Raw genomic sequence first — 20,610 nt, forward strand, 5'->3', positions numbered from 1 at the left:
GGGCCGGAGTCTCGCTCTGGCCGGGTTGAAGAGTGCTAGGGATCAGCCGTTTGCCTGCTGGCCCTGGCTGATGGCTTCCTGGTAAGTGCAGGGCTGTTCCGTAATCGTCGCCTGCTCAAGCAGTTTTTCCACCACCTGGTCTTCCAGAACTTTGGATTCTACGTTGGCCAGCTGCTCTTGGTTTGCGTAATACCAGTTGATCACCTCTTCGGGATCCTGGTAGGTGGAGGCCATTTCCTCGATCTCCTGGCGAACGCGATCAGCGTCTGCCGTCACCTCGAGCTTATTTATCAGTTCTGACAGCAACAGACCCAGCTTGACCCGTCGCTCCGCGCGCTCGCTGAACATGTCGTCAGGCAGCAGTGACTCCAGGTCGAGGTCCTGCCCCGCCGCGCCGCCAAACTGCTGGAACATCTGCTGTCGCAGCGTCCCGACCTCCTGCTTGATGAGCGCCTTCGGTATGTCCAGATCGGTGTGGGCCTCCAGCAGCGCATCCATCACCTGCTGCTTGACCCGCGCCTCCACCGCATTGCGCAATTCGCGTCGCATGTTGTCAGCGACCTCCTGGCGAAACGCGGCCTCGTCGTTGCTTTCAACTCCATAGCTGGCAAACAGCTTCTCATCCAGCGGCGCCGGTTGCAGCGCCTTGACATCCTTGACCGCGATCTTGAACTCCACGGCGGCACCTTTTAATTCCTCGGCGTGATAGTCGTCGGGGAAGGTCAGCGACAGGGTTTTCTCGTCACCCGCCTGCATCCCCTCGACCCCTTCCTCGAACCCGGGAATCATGCGGCCCGAGCCCAGCTCGAGCTCCGCGTCCGTGGCGCTGCCACCCTCGAACTCCTCGCCGTCGCGAGTTCCCGTGTAATCGATGATGACCTTGTCTTCCGCCGCTGCGGGACGCTCGACGCTCTCCCAGGAGCCCTGTTGCTTGCGGAAAATGTCGATGATGGTGTCGACATCTTCATCGGAGACATCGGCAGCCGGCTTCTCTACGGCAAAACCCTCGATGTCCTTGACCGCGATTTCGGGGAAGACCTCAAACGTGGCGACGTACTCGAGGTCGCGACCGGCTTCAATACTGCGGGCCTCGATCGCCGGCTGCCCCGCCGGTCGCAGATTCTCCTGAACGACGGCATCCTGGAAGGTCTGGCTCATCACTTCACCCAGAACTTCCTGGCGTACGCCCTGGCCGAAACGTTGACGCATCACTTTCAGCGGCACTTTGCCGGGTCTGAAGCCGGGCAGTCGCACGTTCTTGACGGCCTTTTTCAGACGATTGTCGACTTCCGCGTCCACGCGCTCTGCCGGCACGCCCACGGTCAGACGGCGCTCGAGGCCCGACGTCGTTTCTATAGAGACCTGCATGGTGTTTCCTCACGTAAACAGCGCAGATCCCTGCAGACCTGCGCGCTGTTATTGAGCCGCGATGCCCGCGGACTGCTGCTGTTTAATGGTGCGGAAGGAGAGACTCGAACTCTCACGCCTTGCGGCACTGGAACCTAAATCCAGCGCGTCTACCAATTCCGCCACTCCCGCATGATCTGCCTGACCCACCGGCACATTGTCCTGCTACCCACAACCGGCAGGGCCGCAACCCCGACAAGGATCGTGTTCAGACAAAGCTGGATTGCGTGCTGGCGGGTGCTTTTCAAGGGCGTGAATTCTGCCACAAGGCCGGTTGCCATTCAACCGGCTTTTGGCCGGCTCCGGATGCCCTCAATCGGTAAGGCAGGCGGGGTCGAACGTGTAGTCTCCTCGCAGCCAGGCCACCACCTCGCGGGCCGCCGGGGTGGCCAGGGCATCGTATTCCTGCAGCAGTGCCTGTCCGTTATGTTCGAGAAGCTGCTCGCGGTCGCGTTCGCGAAACAGCCTTGCATCGCGCTGCAGGCTCGCGTAAGTGGCGTTACCGAGGGTTTCGGCCAGCCAGCCATGCCTGTCGAGCGAGGCATCATAGAGGCTGGCCAGTCCCGCGAGAGCCGGCAATGTCAGCCTGGGCTGATTCATGCCGTTACACAGATGACCTCGCGTGACGCCGCGCAGATTATCGGCGTCCCGCATCGGCGGTGGCTCCAGATAAAGATGGCGTGATCGGGCTGCCCCATCGTTGACCGGATAATTGTCCCACAGCGTGACAGGACGCCGAAGTTCAGCGTTGATGGCGTCGAGCTCTGCCGCGTGCAGTGCATCCGCGCAGACCCGGTCACCCGTCCAGAAAATATCGACCTGCTCTGGTAGCGCGGCGCCCAGATCGCGCCAGTATCCCCGAGGCCGTGCGCCAAAAACGCGCTCCAGCACAGGGTCACTGGAGTAGTATGTCGGGCAGACCGCCACGCGCTCGGCGCAGCTCCATGCCAGGCAATCGGCAACAATATCTGCCTGTCGCGCTGCCAGATCCGTCTGGTCACCCGGCATGTCGTCGAACAAAATGGCCAGAAACGGCGCTTCGAGCGTATTGAGACGCTCTATTTTTTCCTGCAGGCGGCCGCGCTGAACCGGGCTGTAATCGGCGTACAGGGAAAAAGGCGACAACCCGATACCGAAGGTGATGCCGGCCTTGCGGTGCTGTTCCGCAAGACTGCGCAGCAGGCGCCACTCACCGTCCGGCCAGTGCCCGGTCCAGGCCCGGCGGAGATAGCGGTCTGCCTTTGGAGCATACAGATAGCAGTTGAGACCGAGCTCAGCGAGCCATGTGGCATATAACGACCTGAGTTCCGTCGGCCAGGCGGTACCGTAGAAACCTTCGATCACGCCTCGCAGGGGCGGTAGGTTGGCGGTCGCGGCCATACCAAATATTCCTGGGTTTGATTAACGTTGGTTTTATATAACTAATAGTGCTAGTTTTTTGCGCTGAAACCTGTGGAAAATTACCTGAATTGAGCGATACTTGCATTGTGACCGGATTTCCTGTGGGTTTCCTGGTCGCCAGAGTCCACCCAATGACTCTGCGAAGGGAGAAATTCCTTTATGTTTCACTCCTAATGGTCTTGTTGGGCTCCTTCTTGGAGCCCATTTTTTTAATCAAAAAAATCCGGATAATTAATAGGTTGCGAGCTTTATCTGCAGCCAATTGTAAGCTGCGACTACATGGTGTGTGTCGGTTTTTCCGACTTCAGGGCTCCCGCCAGGTGCTCCTCTATCTTGGCGTTCGCGGCAGCGTCCTGCTCGGAAAACTGCACACCAATGCCGGCTGTGCGATTGCCTTGAGCGCCGCGCGGGGTAACCCAGACAACGCGACCGGCAATCGGGATTTTTTCCGGCTCTTCCATCAGGGTCAACAGCATGAAGACTTCGTCACCGATGTCATAGCTTTTGTTGGTGGGGACGAAGAGGCCGCCGTTCTTCACGAATGGCATATAGGCGGAATAGAGAACCGCCTTGTCCTTGATGGTCAGTGACAGGATACCCTGACGACTGTTGTGTGGCTCGTTCACGTCAATTATCACCTGTCATGCAAGGGACGTCAGTCTAGCACCTGGATGGACCCGACCCCAAAATACCCGCCAACTCGCTCGCCAGCGCAGCGCCCAGCAGTTCCTTCTGTGGCGTTGCCCCGCCCGCTATCGCGCGCTGCAGATCACGCAATCGACTGTCGAGCGCAAACAACGCGTGTGCCCGTTGTCCGCGCAGTTCGTCACAGGGCAACTCCCGGAGATGGCGATGCAGACGGACAAGCAGCCCACTGACTGCCGCACCGGGATCCATTCCGCTGAGCATGGTTGCCACGTCTGTCGGCTCTCCCTCGCCGTCGAACAGTCGGGAAAACATCTGCTCTTGCGCTTCTGCCTGATCCAGCGCGCCGTCAACTCTCAGCAGGAGATCCGCCTGCAGCGGAATCCCGTCCGCCGCCGCCAGCGCGCTCTTCGCCAGCTGCCGGTCGCCACTGAGCATCGCCAGCCAGGTGAGTGCGGGCTCGTAGGCCGGCGCTGGCAGGCGCACATGCTGACAGCGTGATCGTATCGTTGCAGGCACGCCGGCTGGCGAGCGCGTGATCAGGAGGATGAGGGTGTTCTCCGCAGGCTCCTCCAGGCATTTCAGAAAGGCGTTGGCGGCAGCCAGAGTCATGCCATCGGCGGGATGGATCACCAGAATCTTGTATCTGCCAAGCGCGCTGGTCTGCGCACTGAAGCGGATAACATCGCGGATCTGGTCAATTCCCACCCCCCTGGCTTTGCCTGCGGGCCCCACCCAGCGCCAGTCGCTGTGACCGTTACCCTGACTGAGCAGGCAGGTCTTGCACTGGCCGCAATTGGATCCCTGAACCGGCGCCTGGCACAGAAGATAACGCGACAGTGCCGTGACAAAGCGCCGCCGGCCAGTGCCCTCCTCGCCGCTGACCAGCAGCGCATGAGGAAGGCGGTCATTCTCCGCCAGAGCCGTCAGGCCCTCCCAGGCATCTCGCTGCCACGGCAGGGGCGTACTGATCGCATCGTGTCCCGAAGTGTCGGCGGGCGTCATGTTCCGCTCTCCTCGCTCCAGCAGCGCACCAGATCCCGTCCGATTTCCTCAAGCTGCGAGGTTACCGACTCCAAAGGTTGCGACGCATCGACAAGCCGATAGCGCCCGGAGCTTTCCCGGGCAAGACGCAGGTAGGTATCCCGGACACGCTGGAAAAAAGCCTGCTGCTCGCGCTCGAAACGGTCAAGCTCTCCGCGACCCCGCGCCCGCTCAATGCCGGTTTCCACGGGGGCATCCAGCAGCAGGGTACAGTCCGGGTGCAGATCACCCTGTACCAGTTCCTCAAGCTGCTGGACCCACTGCATGGGCAACTGTCGGCCGCCGGCCTGATACGCGTAGGAGGCATCGGTGAAGCGGTCGCAAAGAACCCATATCCCCTGCTCCAGGGACGGGCAGATTTTTTCTGTCAGATGCTGCGACCGGGCAGCGAACATGAGCAGGAGTTCTGCCAGCGGGTCCACCGGCGAGTCGCGAACGGACAGCAGTACCTGTCGGATCTCCTCCCCGAGTGGCGTGCCCCCAGGTTCCCGAGTCACCTGAACCGGAATGCCTGCGGCACCAAGGTAACGCTGCAGATACTCCAGCGCAGTCGATTTTCCGACTCCCTCGCCACCCTCAAACGTAATGAAAAGGCCCCGTGTTGTCATGTCACCCCCGTGGCGGCTGTGAGCGGTAGTCGGAGCGTCGCTGCAGCTGGTACTGCTGCACCGCGCGCTGGTGCTCTTCCAGCGTGTCACTGAACACGTGCGTGCCATCGCCTCGGGCGACGAAATACAGGGCGCTGCCCTCTTCCGGGTTGAGTGCCGCGTACAGCGCAGCTAGCCCGGGCAGTGCGATCGGCGTCGGTGGCAGACCGCCGTGGCGATAGCTGTTGTAGGGATTGTCGATATCCCTCAGGTGGGCCCGGGTGAGATTGCCGTCGAAGCCGGCGCCAAGTCCGTAGATGACGGTGGGGTCGGTCTGCAGACGCATGCCGCTCTGAAGCCGACGGACAAACACACCGGCCACCTGTCGGCGCTCCCGCGACACGCCGGTTTCCCGCTCCACAATGGATGCCATGATCAGTGCGTCATAAGGTTGGTCATAAGGCAGCGGGAGGCTGCGCTCATTCCACAGCCGGTGGAGTGCCGCCATGAGGTCCTCGTGCGCTCGGCGCAGGACTTCCCAGTCCGTCGTCCCGCGCTCATAGCGATAGGTTTCCGGAAGGAACAGCCCCTCCGCGGATTCTCTGCCTTCTGCAAGCGCCAGCAGGCGGTCGTCCGCAGGCCCGGAGAGGATGCTTGTCAGGCCGGGCGCATGACGGAGGATGGCCAGCGCCCGGTCGAGGGTAATACCCTCGGGCAGGGTTACGGTGTAGGAAATTACGTTGCCGCGGCCGATATGCGCCAGCACCTGCGGCGTCGTCAGGCTGCCCTCAAGTCGATACTCGCCGCTCTGCAGGCGTGCGTCGAGTCCCGTGAGACGTCCATACCAGTTCAGCAAGAGCCTGCTGCGAATGATGCCATCCTCCGCCAGGCGACGTGACAGGGATGACAGCGTATCTCCGGGGGTCACCTCAAGGTAGTAGCCCTCCTCCGGCATCGCAACCGGCTGCTGCCACTGGGTCCACACTGCATAGCCGGCGGCACCGAGTACCAGTGACGCGACAATACAGAGCAGGATCAGGCGGCGCATGTCAGCAGACGCTCCCGGTACAGCGCCTGCAGGCGCTCGATGGTGGGGTACCGACGCCAGCGCCGGTCGCCATAACGCCCGATGGGCTGGTAGCCACGCAGACTGTTGCAGTAGAAAGCCTCATCGGCAGAGGCAACCTCGGCCGCCGTTATTGTCACCTGCAGGCAGTCAAGCCCGAGTGCCGGAGCGAGTTCATCCAGGACCAGACGCCTGCGCGTGCCCAGGATGCCGCAGTCGGCGAGTGTGGGCGTCAGCAGCTGATTGTCCTTGACCAGGAAAATATTGCCGCTGATGACAGAGATTGCACTGCCGCTCGTGTCCGTCATGAGCATCTCATCGAGCCCCTTCTGCTGCCTTTCACGAGCTGCCAGAACCTGCTCCAGACGGTTGAGGTGCTTGATACCGGCAAGCAGGGGCTGTTTCGCCAGTGTGACGCTGCAGAGACCGACATTCGCGGGTGCCAGGGCGGGCTGCCCGGCGCTGTCTGCACAGGATGTCTGCACGATGCAGGTCGGCCACGCCGGCTCCGGCGGGGCGTAGCCTCGCATTCCCGTTCCCCGGGTAAGCGTCAGGCGCATAACGCCGGTGACCGGACAGTCATCCAGCGCTGTTCCGATGTAATCCCGCACGGGGCTGTGTGCCTCACTGTGAAACTCCAGCTGCTGCAATCCCTGATGCAGGCGCTCCAGGTGATAGCTGAGCCAGGGAATGTTTCCGTCGATAATCGGCATGGTCTCGAACAGACCGTCACCGTAATCGAGCCCCCGATCCGGAAGGGGCAAGGCGGTCACCACCTCGCCGTTGATCCATGTGCGTGTGGCCGCGGACAAACCGGATAGCCGTCTAGGAGGCCACTAGCTCACCCGACTGAAAACGAGTGAGCCATTGGTACCGCCGAAACCGAATGAATTTGACAGCGCGTGCCTGATGGAGCGTTGCTGCGCGGTGTTTGGCACGTAATTGAGTCGACAGCCTTCATCAGCATTATCAAGGTTGATCGTAGGGGGTGCGACCTGGTCGCGCAATGCCAGAATCGTGTAGATAGCTTCAACCGCACCGGCAGCACCCAGCAGGTGACCGATCATCGATTTGGTGGAACTCACCGCGACGGACTGGGCCGCGCTGCCCAGCACAGATTCTATCGCGCGACTCTCGGCAAGGTCGCCCGCCTGCGTGGATGTGCCATGGGCATTGATGTAGTCGATGGCGTCCGGCGCCAGACCGGCATCGCTCAGGGCATTTGTCATGGCGCGGGCAGCGCCGCGTCCGTCTTCTGGCGGCAGGGTCATATGATAGGCATCGCCACTCATACCAAAACCGCTGACCTCGGCATAAATGTGGGCGCCTCGCGCTTTTGCGGATTCGAATTCCTCCAGCAACAGAACGCCGGCGCCGTCGCCGAGGACAAAGCCATCCCGGTCCCGGTCCCAGGGTCTCGAGGCCGCCGCAGGATCGTCGTTGCGCGTGGACAGGGCGCGCGCGGCGGCAAAGCCCCCCAGACCCACTGGCGTTGTTGCCATTTCCGCGCCGCCCACCAGCATGACGTCGGCATCGCCCTGCGCAATCAGCCGCGCACCAAGGCCGATGTTGTGCGTGCCGGTGGTGCATGCGGTAACAATCGCCAGGTTCGGTCCCTGCATGCCGTACTTGACAGACAGGTTGCCGCTGATCATGTTGATGATTGAGCCCGGCACGAAGAAAGGGGAGATTTTTCGTGGGCCGAAGCTGTTGACGATTTCCGTGTTTTTTTCAATCTGGCCGATACCGCCGATGCCCGAACCGATGGCACAACCGATTCGCGTCGCGTTGGCGTCGCTGATTTCAAGACCCGCATCCTGCATGGCCTGAATGCCCGCGGCCATTCCATACTGGACAAACACGTCCAGCTTCCGCGCCTCCTTGGGAGACAGGTAGGGGGATACGTCGAAATCACGGACGCTTGCACTGAAGCGGGTACTGTAGGCGCTGACATCGAAAGCCGTGATGTCCGCCGCTCCACTCTTCCCTGCCAGTATGCTGTCCCAACTTGCCTCGACCGTGTGCCCGACTGATGTCACCGCACCCATGCCCGTCACAACGACTCTTCTGCCGATCACAGGTTCGCTCCTTGCCCGGTGATGCCTCTATCCTGATGTGAAGCACAATCGCCTTTCATAAAAAAAGCCGCCTCATGATGCAGAGGCGGCTTTCCGACAGGTGATTACATCTTTCAGGCGAGATTGGCGTTGATGTAGTCGATAGCGAGCTTGACCGTCGTGATCTTCTCGGCTTCCTCGTCCGGAATTTCGGTCTCAAACTCTTCCTCGAGTGCCATGACCAGCTCTACCGTGTCGAGGGAGTCTGCACCGAGGTCCTCGACGAAAGAGGCTTCTGTCTGAACTTCGTCCTCTTTGACGCCAAGCTGCTCGGCGACGATTTTTTTCACGCGTTCTTCAATGCTGCTCATGATCGTAGATTACTCCTGCTTCTGTTGGGAACCCAAACCTCACCCGGTTCGAGCGTCGATTTTACAAGTTTTTTTCGGGTAGTAGTACTACTTTTCAGGGCGTGCGTGTCACGCCATATACATGCCGCCGTTGATGTGGATTGTCTCACCGGTGATATAGGCTGCTGCGTCGCTGCACAGAAACCCGACGAGAGCGGCGATTTCGTCCGGTGTTCCCAGTCGTCCCAGCGGGATCTGACCGAGCATCGCGTCTCTTTGCGACTCGGTCAACCCGCGGGTCATGTCAGTATCGATGAACCCGGGTGCAACACAGTTGACGGTAACATTCCTGCCGCCGAGTTCCCGTGCCAGTGCCCGGCTGAAACCGCCGGCGCCGGCCTTGCTTGCCGCGTAGTTACTCTGGCCTGCGTTGCCCATGGCACCGACCACTGAAGTCACGTTGACGATCCGTCCCCAGCGCGCCCGGGTCATGCCTTTCATGCACGCCTTGCTGACACGATACAGCGCACTCAGGTTGGTGCTGATCACGTCGTCCCACTCGTCAGCCTTCATGCGCATCAGCAGATTGTCGCGCGTGATGCCGGCGTTGTTGACCAGCACCAGGGGGGCGCCCTGATCTGCCGTTATTCGCGAAACCAGGTGGCTGACTGCGTCGGCATCGGTGACGTCGAGCGCCATGCCAAGCCCGGGGGTTTCTGCCACGCCCAGAAATTCGGAGATTGCCGCGGCGCCGTCCTCCGAGGTTGCGGTGCCGACTACTGTGTGTCCACTTGCGGCGAGCTGTTCGGCAATCGCGCGGCCGATACCTCTGCTGGCACCTGTCACCAGTGCAACTCTTGCTAGGGTTTCCGCGTCCGTCATTTTACTCTCCCGGGTGCGAGTTGTTTTTGTCGATCAGTGACTGAATACCCTCTGGCGTATCCAGGGGGAAGCTGTCGATGGTCTTGTCAATGCGCCGGTTAAGGCCACAGAGAACACTGCCTGGCCCGCACTCGCCGAATCGGGTCATCCCCGCGTCGACCAGCGCCCGCACACAGTCGGTCCACATGACCGGCGATGCGATCTGCGTGGTCAGCAGTTCACGAATACGATCGGGGTCCGGCTCGCTGCGGGCATGGACATTATGGATGACAGGAATCTTCGGCGACGTGATGGGCAGGTCCGCGAGGATGTCGGCAAGCTTCTCTCCGGCCGGCTGCATCAGCGTGGTGTGGAAAGGCGCGCTGACAGGCAGCGGCATCACGCGCCTTGCACCCGCAGCCTTGAGCGCCTCAGAGGCGGCCTTCACCGCGCCGGCGTGTCCGGCAATGACGACCTGACCCGGGGCGTTGAAATTGACCGGTGCAACGACGCTGTCATGGGCTGCAGCGGCTTCATCGCAGATGCGCTTTATGTCGGCATCATCCATGCCGAGAACCGCAGCCATGGCTCCCTCCCCCACCGGTACGGCGGATTGCATGAATCTCCCGCGCTCGCGCACGAGTTGCAGTGCGTCCGCAAACTCGAGACTGCCGGCGCAGGTCAGTGCTGAGAACTCCCCCAGGCTGTGGCCCGCCAACATGGCCGGCGCTTCGCCGCCCTGGGCATGCCACAGACGCCAGACGGCAACGCTACTGGCGAGGAGCACCGGCTGTGTGGTCTCCGTCAGGTTCAGCGCGTCCTGGTCGTCCCCCGCGATGAGCGCCCAGACATCGTAACCCAGAGCCTGCGACGCCTCCTCGAACGTGGCCCTGACGTCGTCGCTCAGCGTGTAGGCAGCTGCCAGCATTCCGGTTTTCTGCGATCCCTGCCCGGGAAAAACAAAGGCGAGAGAGCCGTGCGTCATATGCCGATCCTTTTCTTATCATGTCACCATAAAAAAACCACCGGCGAGCTCGTCCAGAGCCTGGCGGTGGTTTGCTGATCCCGCGGTGCCCGCTCTGGCGAAAGAGCAGGCCGGGATCGGTTCAGTCTTCGCTGCCGGTGTCGACAACCTTCTTGCCACGGTAGAAGCCGTCTGCTGTCACGTGGTGCCTGCGGTGGCTTTCTCCGGATACCGGATCGACACTCAGCGTGCTGCCGGTCAGACTGTCATGCGAACGACGCATACCGCGACGCGAGCGCGTCTTTTTGTTCTGCTGTACTGCCATGGTCTTCTCCTGCCTGGATTAATGATCAAGATCGCGCTTCAATTGCGCCAATATGTTGAACGGGCCATCTGTCTCGGCTTTCTGCGCCGGTTTGTCATCGTCCGCCGCCGCGGCGGTATGTTCAGCCCCTGTCAGCTTTTCGATACAGGTCTTTTCCTCGTGATAGCTATAGACGGGTATTGCCAGCACCAGTTCATCTTCTACCACCGCCCACAAATCGATCTCCCGTGCGGCCAGCACGGGTTCGAGGCCTTCAGGTAACCCCGCCGCCTGCTCGTCCGTCCTGACCACGGCCAACCTGCTATTCGCATCGAGTGGCCGCTGGAATACTTCAAGGCAGCGCTGGCAGCGCACACTGATACTGGCGTTCACGCTCACAGACAGCACGGTTCTGCCCTCGTCGTCGAGGTCGCAGCTGATCACAGCGTGAATATGCCCTTCGTCGGCCGCGAGCAATCCCCGCAATCGCTGAAGATCTGCAGGCATTACGCTACCTTCAAAGTACGCCTTGTGCATGGCTGGTTTACGCAGATCCAGCGTGCGCGGAAGGGGGGTCGCCGACATAGGCGCGCACTATAGGGGCAGTCCCGGCCTTTGTCAAAAAAAAACGAGGCAATACAAGTAGTTCAAACTCTCTGCCGAGGCTGCCGGCAAAACAGGCTGCCAGCTATTGCTGTGGTGCCCGATCGAGCAGGGCCACGAGCTCGTCGTCAAGCGCCGCGTTGAGGTCATACATCTCATCACCGAGGCGAAAGCGCAGTCGCTCTGCGTGCAGAAACAGTCGCTGCAGCCCCAGCGCGCGGGTCAGCGCCGCACTGTCCTCGTTCTGATATTTGTCATCGCCGAGAAGTGGAAAGCCGGCGTGCCGGGCGTGTATACGGATCTGATGCGTGCGTCCGGTTATCGGGCTCGCCCGGAGCAGTGTCGCATTGCCGACATAGCGCACCACCGAGAACGCCGTCTGTGATGGCTTGCCGCCCTTGGCGACACGCACCATTCGCTCACCCGACTGCAGCGTATTCTTTTCCAGTGGCGCCTCGATAAGCGTGAGATGTCGTGGCCAGTGGCCGGCTGCCAGCGCGAGGTAATCCTTGGTGACACCCGTACCGCGAAGCAGACCGTGAAGCTCCCGCAGAGCCGCGGGCTGTCGGGAAACCAGAATGAGTCCTGAGGTATCGCGATCAAGGCGATGAACCAGCTCGAGATGGCGGTCCTCGGGGTAGATCTGCCGCAGGCACTCGATCAGACCGAAGTCGAGCCCGCTGCCACCGTGCACCGCCAGGCCGGAGGGCTTGTTGACGACAAGCAGTCGTTCATCCCGCCGGATGATGCGGTCGGCGAGGCGTTCAGACCAGTAATAAGGTACGACTGCCGCCTCCCTGCGGCTGGCCTGGTGCAGGGGTGGCAGCCTGACGACGTCACCGGCCACCAGACGATAGTCGGCCCGGGCGCGGCCCTTGTTTACCCGGATTTCACCCTTGCGCAGAGCGCGATAAAGGCGAGTCTTGGGAACGCCGTGCATTTCCCGGATGAGGAAATTATCGAGTCGCTGACCGTCACTGCGCTCATCGACGGTGCGATGGCGGACGCGGGGCGCATCAGTGGCGGGGCCTTCGGTCAAAACTCTTACCTCTTATATTTGAGTGGGTCGGGCTTTGCTGCTATTCTCCGCGCCTAGCGTCGGCGCGTCACTGTATACATCACGGCACAGCCGGACAACCCGTCATTGCAGGTACGGCCAGTTATCGTGTGCCCTACCCACAGACGGTGTCGATGCGAAGCACCTGGCCCTGGTCCAGGGGTTGGCCGGGGACGGCGAGAACCAAGACTTTACTGCTTCCCTCCCCCGCCTTGAAACCCCGGATAGCGCACGGGATTGAGAAAAGGTTACAGGTAGGCCGGAATTACGCAGACATGATCACCCGGGTTCCGCAGTTCGACGCGGGAACCCGGGTTGGCCATCGGGATATGGCAACGCAGGATCGCCAGCGGGCGTTCACTGCGCGAAAATACCAAGCAGTTTTTGCAAAAAAGTAGTGAGGACGTCGCGGAACGGCGTCGGATAAGCGGTAGATTATCGAAACGGGGCCTGCATTATTGATGCAGGACTTCTGTGTTAGCAGAACTGGTCCTGGCTTTCCGGCTCGCCTGAAAACAAGGTGAGTCACCCTATGAAGAAAATGCTTATCAATGCCACGCAGCCTGAAGAGATGCGTGTCGCACTGGTGGATGGTCAGCGTCTCTACGATCTGGATATCGAGAACCGCACCCGCCTGCAGAAAAAATCCAATATCTATATCGGTAAAATCACCCGCGTGGAACCCAGCCTGGAGGCGGCGTTTGTCGACTTCGGCGCGGAACGTCACGGGTTTCTACCGCTGAAGGAGATCGCCAGAGAATACTTCTACCGCAGTCCCGGCGATGCCGACGGCCGCGCGAAAATCCGCGATGTCGTCAAGGAAGGCACCAAGGTTGTTGTTCAGGTCGACAAGGAAGAGCGAGGCAGTAAAGGAGCCGCGCTGACAACGTTTATCAGTCTTGCCGGTCGCTACATGGTGCTGATGCCCAACAACCCCCGCGCCGGTGGCATATCCCGCCGCATTGAGGGGGATGACCGGGCAGAATTGCGTGAAGCCCTGAGCGTACTGGAGATTCCCGAAGGCATGGGCGTTATTATCCGCACGGCCGGCGTGGGTCGCAGTCCGGAGGAACTCCAGTGGGATCTCAGCTATCTTCTCCAGTTGTGGACAGCGATCTGTGATGCCAGCAAGGAGCACAGTGATCCGGTGCTGCTGTACCAGGAGAGCAACGTCATCATCCGCGCGGTGCGCGATTATCTGCGCGACGATGTCGACCAGGTGCTCATCGACGCGCCCGAGGCCTACAGGCAGGCCACCGATTTCGTCACGATGGTGATGCCCAAGTATGCCAACCGCATCAAGATGTATGAAGATAGCATCCCGCTGTTCAATCGCTTCCAGATTGAAAGCCAGATAGAGACCGCGTTCCAGCGGGAAGTCCGATTGCCATCCGGCGGCTCGATCGTGATCGACCCGACCGAGGCCCTGGTTTCCATCGACATCAACTCATCCCGCGCCACCAAGGGCAGCAACATTGAAGACACCGCGCTGCAGACCAATCTCGAGGCGGCAGACGAGATAGCCCGTCAGCTGCGCCTGCGCGACATGGGCGGACTCGTGGTCATCGACTTTATCGACATGCTGGCGGCGCGCAACCAGCGGGCGGTGGAGAATCGCATCCGCGATGCACTGGCCATTGACCGAGCGCGGGTGCAGGTCGGCAAGATTTCCCGATTCGGGCTGCTTGAAATGTCCCGCCAGCGCCTGCGTCCCTCTCTTGGAGAGACCAGTGCGATTGTCTGCCCCCGATGCACCGGCCAGGGCACAATTCGCGACACCAAATCACTGGCCCTGTCGATTCTTCGTCTGATGGAGGAGGAAGCCACGAAGGATCGCAGTGCGGAGGTCCGGGCCATCGTTCCCGTTGACGTTGCGGCTTACCTGCTCAACGAAAAGCGCGCCACGCTGACAGAAATAGAACAGGTGACCGGTGCCCGGGTGCTGGTCGTGCCGAACCCCAACCTCGAAACGCCGCACTTTGAAGTCCAGCGTCTGCGTGATGATGAGGTAATCGGTGATCACGAGACCAGCTACAAAATCGACATTGCCGTACCTGAAGCCGAGCAGATCAGCGATCCCCACACAGCGCAGCTGCCGCAGCAGCGAGCCGTGGTTGGTCCCATAGCGCCGCAGATGCCGCCGAGGCGAGTGGAGCCCGAAGCGCCCGCCGAAATTGCGGACGACGCGGTACAGGAGACCCGACCAACCGACGTTGCAACACCCCCGACGCAGACCGCAGTTTCGCAGACGGGCGCCGGTGACAAGCCCGGTGTGCTGACACGACTCTGGGTCAATCTGTTCGGACCCGCGGACGTTGTTGCAAGCGCGGCCGCGCCGATGCAAGCCGAGCCCCACACCAAGCAGGAGGCCGACAAGGGCAGCGCAGAATCGGCAGCCGAGCCCGCATCAGAAACGGGTGATCGTGAGCGAAGCCGGGGTCGACGGCGGCCGAATCGTTCGCGTAATCGACGTGAGGACCAGCGCCAGTCCCGTGAAGAGCCGAGCAACGGAAATCCACAGACTGGCTCAGCGGAGAACGAAGGCAGCAGCGTCGAAGCCAGTGACGGCGACAGCGAGACGCCGGCGCGCAGCAGCAATCGACGTCGACGTCGGCGCCCGCGTCGCGACGATGGCGGTAGCAGTTCCGGTAGTAATCGTCGGCCAGCGGATCGCGATGACCTGGAGGACTCTTCACTGGAAGCCGCCCTGGAGGAATCGTCCCTGGAAGCCGTCGGAAATGCCGAAGATGGCAGTGACGACGAGAGTTCAGGCGATGCGGGCAACAAACCGCGCCGGCGTCCGAGTGGCCAGAAGCGCGGTGAACCACGGCGTCGCCGGCGCAAGCCGGTTCCCGTAGAGGAAATTGCCGCGGTGAGTGAGCTCGGCAATGGTGAGCCCGATGTCCCGTCATCCGCAGTTGCGGGCGGCGCCAGTGCGCTGGAGTCACTGGCCGGGACGGCGGAGGAAGACGCGGACAGTAAGCAGACAGATACCGTGCGTGACGAGAATGCAGACGTCACCGGCACTGTGGACGTTGAAGAAATATCGGCAGTTGATGAACCGTATAACCCGCAAGAGGCGCATCAAGAGCCGTTTGATACGACGCCTGATGCCGACCACAAGGCACATGACGATCCGGCAGAGGATTCTGTGACGGCGGAACAGGAGCCAGAGCCAGCCTCGGATCCGGTCATCAATTCGCAGACCAGCACGCCCGCCGAGGCAAACCCGGATGCGAGCACAGACGTCGCTCCCAGCGAGGCAACGCCGATGGCGGCAGAGACTCACCCCGCAGAAGCCGGCGATAAGACGGGGCTCACCTCCCAGGGGCGCGCGACCAATGACCCGCGCGTGAATCCGTCACCGGTGCGCGAGGTGAAGATAGAAACCGCGCGTCTGTCACTGTTTAACGACGAACCGGCTCCGGCGGTTACCCCGACAAAGCGCAGCGTCGTGCGAGCCAGCAACGATCCACGTGGCCCCGGCAGCAGTCACAGCGCATCCGGTTAAGCAAGGGAATCAACAGGCGGTGTTGGCAGAGGGAAAAACGCCACCACCGCCGGTTTTTGGCTTGTTTGCTGCGCCGGGATGCGTATAATCGCGGCTTGCTCCCAGGGGAGCTAACAACACGGTGGGCTGGCTGAGTGGTCGAAAGCGGCGGTCTTGAAAACCGTTGAGGGGCAACCCTCCCGGGGTTCGAATCCCTGGCCCACCGCCACTTTTCTTTATTTATCGATGGGTTGAGGCTTTTACTTAAAGCAAACCCACAGACCCGTCCATCGTAAACGCAGCGTTGGTCATACGCGCTCCATGCATTTAGTGATCGCAAGTCTCGTTCGCCGGAAGTCGGCCCATAGCCTGCCCATCCCCACCTCTCTCGCGTAGTGTGGTGCACTCGCGGCTGATATCGCACTTAGCCTGGACAGCGTTTGGTGAATCTCCGCGGAGACTCGCGCCTGAAACTTTCCGCTGAACTTACATGGCGGAACGTCCAGTACCTTGCCTGCTCCTGTCGCGCGGAGGCTTCAGCGACACAGGAGGGCAGCCACCTCGCGTTCGAGAAACTCACGGAGCGGGTGGCTGGGTCTGGTCACCAGGGCAATGCCACGGAGTGGTGGCGTCTGCAGGGAGATCTCGATGAGCGACGTATCCCGTAACAAACCGTGTGCTATCGCCATGGCAGGCACCAGCGCGAGGCCGAAGCCCGCCTCGGCCAGCTGCACCAGAGTATCAATGTTGCTGGCCTCGAAGCGGCGGCTGGCCTGGGCACCCACGCCACAGGCGGAGAGAATATGCTCCCGTAGGCAGTGACCTGGCTCGAGGAGAATGATCTGGCTGGTGTCTATCGCCGACAACCGCAGCGGCGCATCACGCCGGACCACCGGGTGCCCGGGCGCCGCCAGCAAACGCAGCGGATCATCAAACAGGTGGGTTACCGCCAGGGTCCGGGTATCCATGGGCAGGGCGAGCACTGCGGCGTCGAGTTCCCCGCCGCTGACCTGATCGAGGAGGCTCTCGGTCTGACGCTCGTGCAAAAACAGTTCGAGCGCGGGGAAGTGCTCTGCGCATGCCGCTAGAAAGTATTGCAGAACGTAGGGGGCGATAGTCGGGATGATGCCCAGTCGCAGGCTTCCGGTTCCCGGCTCTGACTGGGCGCGCGCAAAGGCGAAAAGATCCTCGCTGGCGGCGAGAATCTGCTCTGCCCTGACGCAAACCGCTTCGCCGACCGGGGTCATGGACACGCGCTGACGGCTGCGCTCAACCAGCTTGAGGTCAAGGCTACGCTCGAGCTCGGCGAGGCCGCCGGACAGGGAAGACTGGGTAACGAAGCACTGCTCCGCGGCGCGGGTGAAATTCAGGCTATCGCGCACCGCCAGGAGGTAAGCCAGCTGCTTCAGGGAGAGGGAGGCACTGCGTCGGTCGGTCACTGTCAGGATCGCTTCGCGGGCTTGATCAGCCAGTCTACCGCAGTTGTGCTCCAGAAGAACGCGCAAGGCGAGCAGCAGAATGTCAAGGCGGCAGTCACCGGCCGATTTAGGCGCAGCTGATCCACAAGGCTAATGATTGGCTTTTCCGATCATTTTCAGTCTTATTATCGATTTCTCCTTTTATGATTCCTGCCCTATTCTGACCCTGTCGCAACAAAACAGGCAGCAGGAAGAAGATCATGGAAATCGTCAACCGCAACACCCTGAAACCGGTCGTGACGCCCTTTTTCAACGCGCCGACCAACACCTTCAGCTACGTGGTCGAGGACCCGACCAGCGGCGCCTGCGCCATCGTCGACTCGGTGCTCGATTTCGACTATGCCGCTGGGCGCATTGGCTACACCAGCGCCGAGCGCATTATCGATTTTGTGCGCGAGCGGCAGCTCACCGTAGAGTGGATCGTGGAGACCCATGTGCATGCCGATCACCTCTCTGCCGCACCTTACCTGCAGGCGGCGCTCGGAGGAAAAACGGGCATTGGCGAGCATATCGGTGTGGTGCAGCAGACATTTGGCAAGATTTTCAATGAAGGCACGGAATTCCAGCGTGACGGTTCACAGTTCGACCGGCTATTCAGTGACAGCGATCGCTACGAGATCGGGGCACTGAACGCACGGGTGCTGCACACACCCGGACACACACCGGCCTGCACCACGCACCTGATCGGTGATGCTGCTTTTGTCGGTGACACAATTTTCATGCCTGATGCCGGCTCTGCCCGCGCCGACTTTCCGGGCGGCGACGCAGCCACGCTGTACCGCTCCATTCGCAAGGTACTGAGCCTGCCAGGCGAGACTCGCCTGTTCATGTGCCACGATTACGCCCCAGGCGGACGCGAGCTGCAGTTCATGAGCACCGTCGCAGAACAGCGTGCGGCAAATATCCACGCCGGGGACGGCATTGACGAAGAGACCTTCACCCACCTGCGCGAAGAACGGGATCGCAGCCTGGCCATGCCACGGCTCATCATTCCCTCGCTGCAGGTCAACATGAAAGCCGGCCTACTGCCCGCAGAAGACGTGAACGGCACCCGTTACCTGCGCGTGCCTCTCAACACCCTGTAAAACCGCGGCCACGCGCCGTTTTTGAAATCCGCGCTCAAACAGCGCAACCACCCAAGCAAGGAGCAGGACCATGGAAGCAAGCAATCAAACGATTGGCCTCCCCCGCCTCAACGAGCGGGCACCAGCCTTCAACGCCCCAACCACGGATGGACCGCGCAGCCTCGAGGATTACGAAGGCAGATGGCTGGTTCTTTTCTCGCACCCGGCGGATTTTACGCCGGTATGCACCACCGAGTTCATTGCTTTCGCCCGGCGTGCGCAGGACTTCAACACGCGCGGTGCCGAATTGCTGGGGCTGTCCATCGACAGCACGCATTCGCACATCGCCTGGATACGCAATATCGAGGAGAAATTCGGCGTCAGGATCCCTTTCCCGATCATTGCTGACCTGAAAATGGACGTTGCTCGGGCCTACGGCATGATCCATCCGGGGGCCGCGGATACCTCTGCTGTGCGGGCAACCTTCATAATTGATCCGAAGGGGGTACTTCGCGCCATGGTCTACTACCCGATGAGCAATGGTCGCTCAATCGACGAATTCCTTCGGCTCCTTGATGCACTGCAGACCTCCGACGAGCACGGCGTTGCAACGCCCGAAAATTGGCACCCCGGTGAGAAGGTCATCGTGCCGCCAGCCAAAACGGCTGCTGAGGCTGCCGAGCGCATGTCCAGCGGTGAGTACGACTGCGTTGACTTCTACTTCTGTCAAAAGGCGATCTGAACCTCAAACGTCACAAAAAGCCCCGGCCACCTACCGGGGCTTTTTTTTGCAACGCATTGCGATTTAAAGTATTATATTATTTAACAGTTAAAGTGTTTCATCAGCACATCGCCTTCCAGACCCCAATAGTCATCAAGGCCGACGACAACCTGACCCAGGGCAGTAAGCCCTGTCGCGGGACCGATACACCAGGCAGTTGCGCGGGCCAGATTGGCCGACATGGCTGAAATAATCACTCAGGGAAATTTTTGAGATGACTGAAATCAATGAACCGCGTCGCCGCTTCCTGATTGCCGCGACGTCAGTGACGGCCGGCGTCGGCTTGATCGGTGTCGGTATTCCATTCGTCGGATCCTGGAACCCAAGCGCCAAGGCTGAAGCCGGCGGTGCTCCAGTCAGGGTCGATGTCAGCAGAATCGAGCCCGGGGCCATGGTCACTGTTGAATGGCGCGGAAAACCCGTATGGGTACTGCGACGAACACGGCAGAATCTGGAAACGCTGCGACAGCCATCACTTCTTCAGGAATTGCGTGACCCTGATTCCGAGATCAACCAGCAACCGGAATATGCCAGGAATCACTATCGCAGTATCCGGGAGGATATCCTGGTCGCGATGGCGGTTTGTACACACCTGGGCTGCATTCCGGGTTACTACCCACAGGGTAGAGACGACGTGGAGCATGCCCTGTATTATTGTCCCTGCCATGGGTCGAAATTCGACCTCGCCGGCCGCGTGTTCAAAAACGTACCCGCCCCCACCAACCTTGTGATCCCCCCTCATCAGTATCTCGATACCGATGTGGTAGAGATAGGCAAAGACGACTCGGTCGCCTAACGCCGCACGGCGCGGGATTCGGGATCGGCGCCAGCCAGAAGTACTTTGCCCAAGCGCTTGCGTGATGGCGGAACTGCCCTGCCATGCTCAGGCGACCTCTACCACCGGCAGTCGTAGCCGCAGTTCCCTGCCATCGCCAACCAGGTCGGCGAGCGTTGCGGTATCGAGCTCTTCATAGAAGCGTTGCAGCCCTCGTCGTAAAAGACCGGAAAGCTCGCAAACACCGGCAATACGGCACTGATTCCTGGCAGGGTTGAAGCACTCTACGAACTCACTGGTATCTTCCAGGGCCCGAACGATATCGCCGACGATCATCTGCTCTGGTAACCGTGCGAGCCGGATGCCGCCGTTGCGGCCGCGGACAGTTTGCAGGTAACCGAGCTGCCCGAGCTGACGGGCCGACTTCAGCAGGTGCGCCCTCGACAGGCCAAAGGCGGTGGCGATCTCGGGAATGGTGACCAGCCTCTCCGGGTGAACCCCGCAGTACATCAGTATTCGCAGAGAATAGTTCGTGTAACTGGTCAATCGCATGCTTGCCCCTTCTCTCACAGTCGGTCGTCGGGACGGCGTCGCACAAGGTCACCATTGCACGCTGCTTGTGCTCATTCCACCCTTTAAGTCTTATTCAAATTAACACTTACACTCAGGCATGAAC

General features: G+C 60.8%; 20 protein-coding genes and 2 tRNA genes. 5 read left to right on the forward strand and 17 right to left on the reverse strand.

Annotation, left to right across the window (positions count from 1 at the left end):
- Nucleotides 1-42: 42 nt before the first annotated feature.
- The 15 genes from tig to EV688_RS14855 form a co-directional block, all read right to left on the reverse strand.
- The gene (gene tig, locus EV688_RS14785; protein ID WP_117319207.1) at nt 43-1,368 is read right to left on the reverse strand and encodes a trigger factor; all 1,326 of its coding nucleotides are present in this window, start codon (nt 1,366-1,368) and stop codon (nt 43-45) included.
- A gap of 86 nt (nt 1,369-1,454) precedes the next feature.
- Nucleotides 1,455-1,539, reverse strand: a tRNA-Leu gene (locus EV688_RS14790).
- A 180-nt stretch (nt 1,540-1,719) separates the two neighbouring features.
- Nucleotides 1,720-2,787, reverse strand: coding sequence for a beta-N-acetylglucosaminidase domain-containing protein (locus tag EV688_RS14795; protein WP_117319206.1), 1,068 nt, complete (start codon nt 2,785-2,787; stop codon nt 1,720-1,722).
- 296 nt (nt 2,788-3,083) lie between these two features.
- Nucleotides 3,084-3,434 carry a PilZ domain-containing protein gene (locus EV688_RS14800; protein ID WP_117319246.1) on the reverse strand — a complete coding sequence of 117 codons (351 nt, stop codon included), beginning with the start codon at nt 3,432-3,434 and terminating at the stop codon, nt 3,084-3,086.
- A 34-nt stretch (nt 3,435-3,468) separates the two neighbouring features.
- Entirely contained in the window at nt 3,469-4,458 is a 990-nt protein-coding gene (locus EV688_RS14805; RefSeq protein WP_117319205.1) for a DNA polymerase III subunit delta', read from the reverse strand.
- The gene (gene tmk, locus EV688_RS14810; RefSeq protein ID WP_117319204.1) at nt 4,455-5,105 is read right to left on the reverse strand and encodes a dTMP kinase; all 651 of its coding nucleotides are present in this window, start codon (nt 5,103-5,105) and stop codon (nt 4,455-4,457) included. Before tmk ends, EV688_RS14805 begins: the two co-directional genes overlap by 4 nt.
- Nucleotide 5,106: 1 nt before the next feature.
- Nucleotides 5,107-6,132, reverse strand: a complete 1,026-nt coding sequence (mltG, locus tag EV688_RS14815; RefSeq protein ID WP_117319203.1) for an endolytic transglycosylase MltG — start codon at nt 6,130-6,132, stop codon at nt 5,107-5,109.
- Nucleotides 6,120-6,962 carry an aminodeoxychorismate lyase gene (gene pabC / locus EV688_RS14820; RefSeq protein ID WP_117319202.1) on the reverse strand — a complete coding sequence of 281 codons (843 nt, stop codon included), beginning with the start codon at nt 6,960-6,962 and terminating at the stop codon, nt 6,120-6,122. The genes mltG and pabC overlap by 13 nt, the downstream gene beginning before the upstream one ends.
- Nucleotides 6,963-6,986: 24 nt before the next feature.
- A complete protein-coding gene (fabF, locus tag EV688_RS14825; RefSeq protein WP_117319201.1) occupies nt 6,987-8,228 on the reverse strand; it encodes a beta-ketoacyl-ACP synthase II in 1,242 nt (413 codons plus the stop codon).
- 113 nt (nt 8,229-8,341) lie between these two features.
- A complete protein-coding gene (gene acpP, locus EV688_RS14830) occupies nt 8,342-8,578 on the reverse strand; it encodes an acyl carrier protein (RefSeq protein WP_117319200.1) in 237 nt (78 codons plus the stop codon).
- 108 nt (nt 8,579-8,686) lie between these two features.
- The gene (gene fabG, locus EV688_RS14835; protein WP_117319199.1) at nt 8,687-9,439 is read right to left on the reverse strand and encodes a 3-oxoacyl-ACP reductase FabG; all 753 of its coding nucleotides are present in this window, start codon (nt 9,437-9,439) and stop codon (nt 8,687-8,689) included.
- A 1-nt stretch (nt 9,440) separates the two neighbouring features.
- A complete protein-coding gene (fabD, locus tag EV688_RS14840; RefSeq protein ID WP_117319198.1) occupies nt 9,441-10,403 on the reverse strand; it encodes an ACP S-malonyltransferase in 963 nt (320 codons plus the stop codon).
- A 121-nt stretch (nt 10,404-10,524) separates the two neighbouring features.
- Nucleotides 10,525-10,707, reverse strand: a complete 183-nt coding sequence (gene rpmF / locus EV688_RS14845) for a 50S ribosomal protein L32 (RefSeq protein ID WP_117319197.1) — start codon at nt 10,705-10,707, stop codon at nt 10,525-10,527.
- Between the two features lie 18 nt (nt 10,708-10,725).
- Nucleotides 10,726-11,271 carry a YceD family protein gene (locus tag EV688_RS14850; RefSeq protein ID WP_117319196.1) on the reverse strand — a complete coding sequence of 182 codons (546 nt, stop codon included), beginning with the start codon at nt 11,269-11,271 and terminating at the stop codon, nt 10,726-10,728.
- A gap of 103 nt (nt 11,272-11,374) precedes the next feature.
- A complete protein-coding gene (locus EV688_RS14855; protein ID WP_240624429.1) occupies nt 11,375-12,328 on the reverse strand; it encodes an RluA family pseudouridine synthase in 954 nt (317 codons plus the stop codon).
- A gap of 550 nt (nt 12,329-12,878) precedes the next feature.
- On the opposite strand from EV688_RS14855, the gene rne reads away from it, so the two are divergent.
- Nucleotides 12,879-15,857 carry a ribonuclease E gene (gene rne, locus EV688_RS14860; protein ID WP_117319195.1) on the forward strand — a complete coding sequence of 993 codons (2,979 nt, stop codon included), beginning with the start codon at nt 12,879-12,881 and terminating at the stop codon, nt 15,855-15,857.
- Between the two features lie 120 nt (nt 15,858-15,977).
- A tRNA-Ser gene (locus EV688_RS14865) sits at nt 15,978-16,065 on the forward strand.
- 307 nt (nt 16,066-16,372) lie between these two features.
- On the opposite strand, the gene EV688_RS14870 is transcribed toward EV688_RS14865, so the two are convergent.
- Complete coding sequence (locus EV688_RS14870) at nt 16,373-17,275, reverse strand: hydrogen peroxide-inducible genes activator (RefSeq protein WP_131917689.1); 903 nt, start codon at nt 17,273-17,275, stop codon at nt 16,373-16,375.
- Nucleotides 17,276-17,514: 239 nt separating this feature from the next.
- Here EV688_RS14870 and EV688_RS14875 point away from each other — a divergent pair, with 239 nt between their 5' ends.
- The 3 genes from EV688_RS14875 (at nt 17,515) to petA (ending at nt 19,955) form a co-directional block, all read left to right on the forward strand.
- The gene (locus EV688_RS14875) at nt 17,515-18,399 is read left to right on the forward strand and encodes an MBL fold metallo-hydrolase (RefSeq protein ID WP_117319193.1); all 885 of its coding nucleotides are present in this window, start codon (nt 17,515-17,517) and stop codon (nt 18,397-18,399) included.
- Nucleotides 18,400-18,469: 70 nt separating this feature from the next.
- Nucleotides 18,470-19,120: a peroxiredoxin gene (locus EV688_RS14880; protein WP_117319192.1), complete on the forward strand. Its 651-nt coding sequence runs from the start codon at nt 18,470-18,472 to the stop codon at nt 19,118-19,120.
- A gap of 253 nt (nt 19,121-19,373) precedes the next feature.
- Nucleotides 19,374-19,955: a ubiquinol-cytochrome c reductase iron-sulfur subunit gene (gene petA, locus EV688_RS14885; RefSeq protein WP_117319191.1), complete on the forward strand. Its 582-nt coding sequence runs from the start codon at nt 19,374-19,376 to the stop codon at nt 19,953-19,955.
- Between the two features lie 87 nt (nt 19,956-20,042).
- On the opposite strand, the gene EV688_RS14890 is transcribed toward petA, so the two are convergent.
- Nucleotides 20,043-20,486, reverse strand: a complete 444-nt coding sequence (locus tag EV688_RS14890; RefSeq protein ID WP_117319190.1) for an Rrf2 family transcriptional regulator — start codon at nt 20,484-20,486, stop codon at nt 20,043-20,045.
- Nucleotides 20,487-20,610 lie beyond the last annotated feature (124 nt).

The organism is Chromatocurvus halotolerans (assembly GCF_004340525.1).
In the GTDB taxonomy this organism is placed as follows: Bacteria; Pseudomonadota; Gammaproteobacteria; order Pseudomonadales; family Halieaceae; genus Chromatocurvus; species Chromatocurvus halotolerans.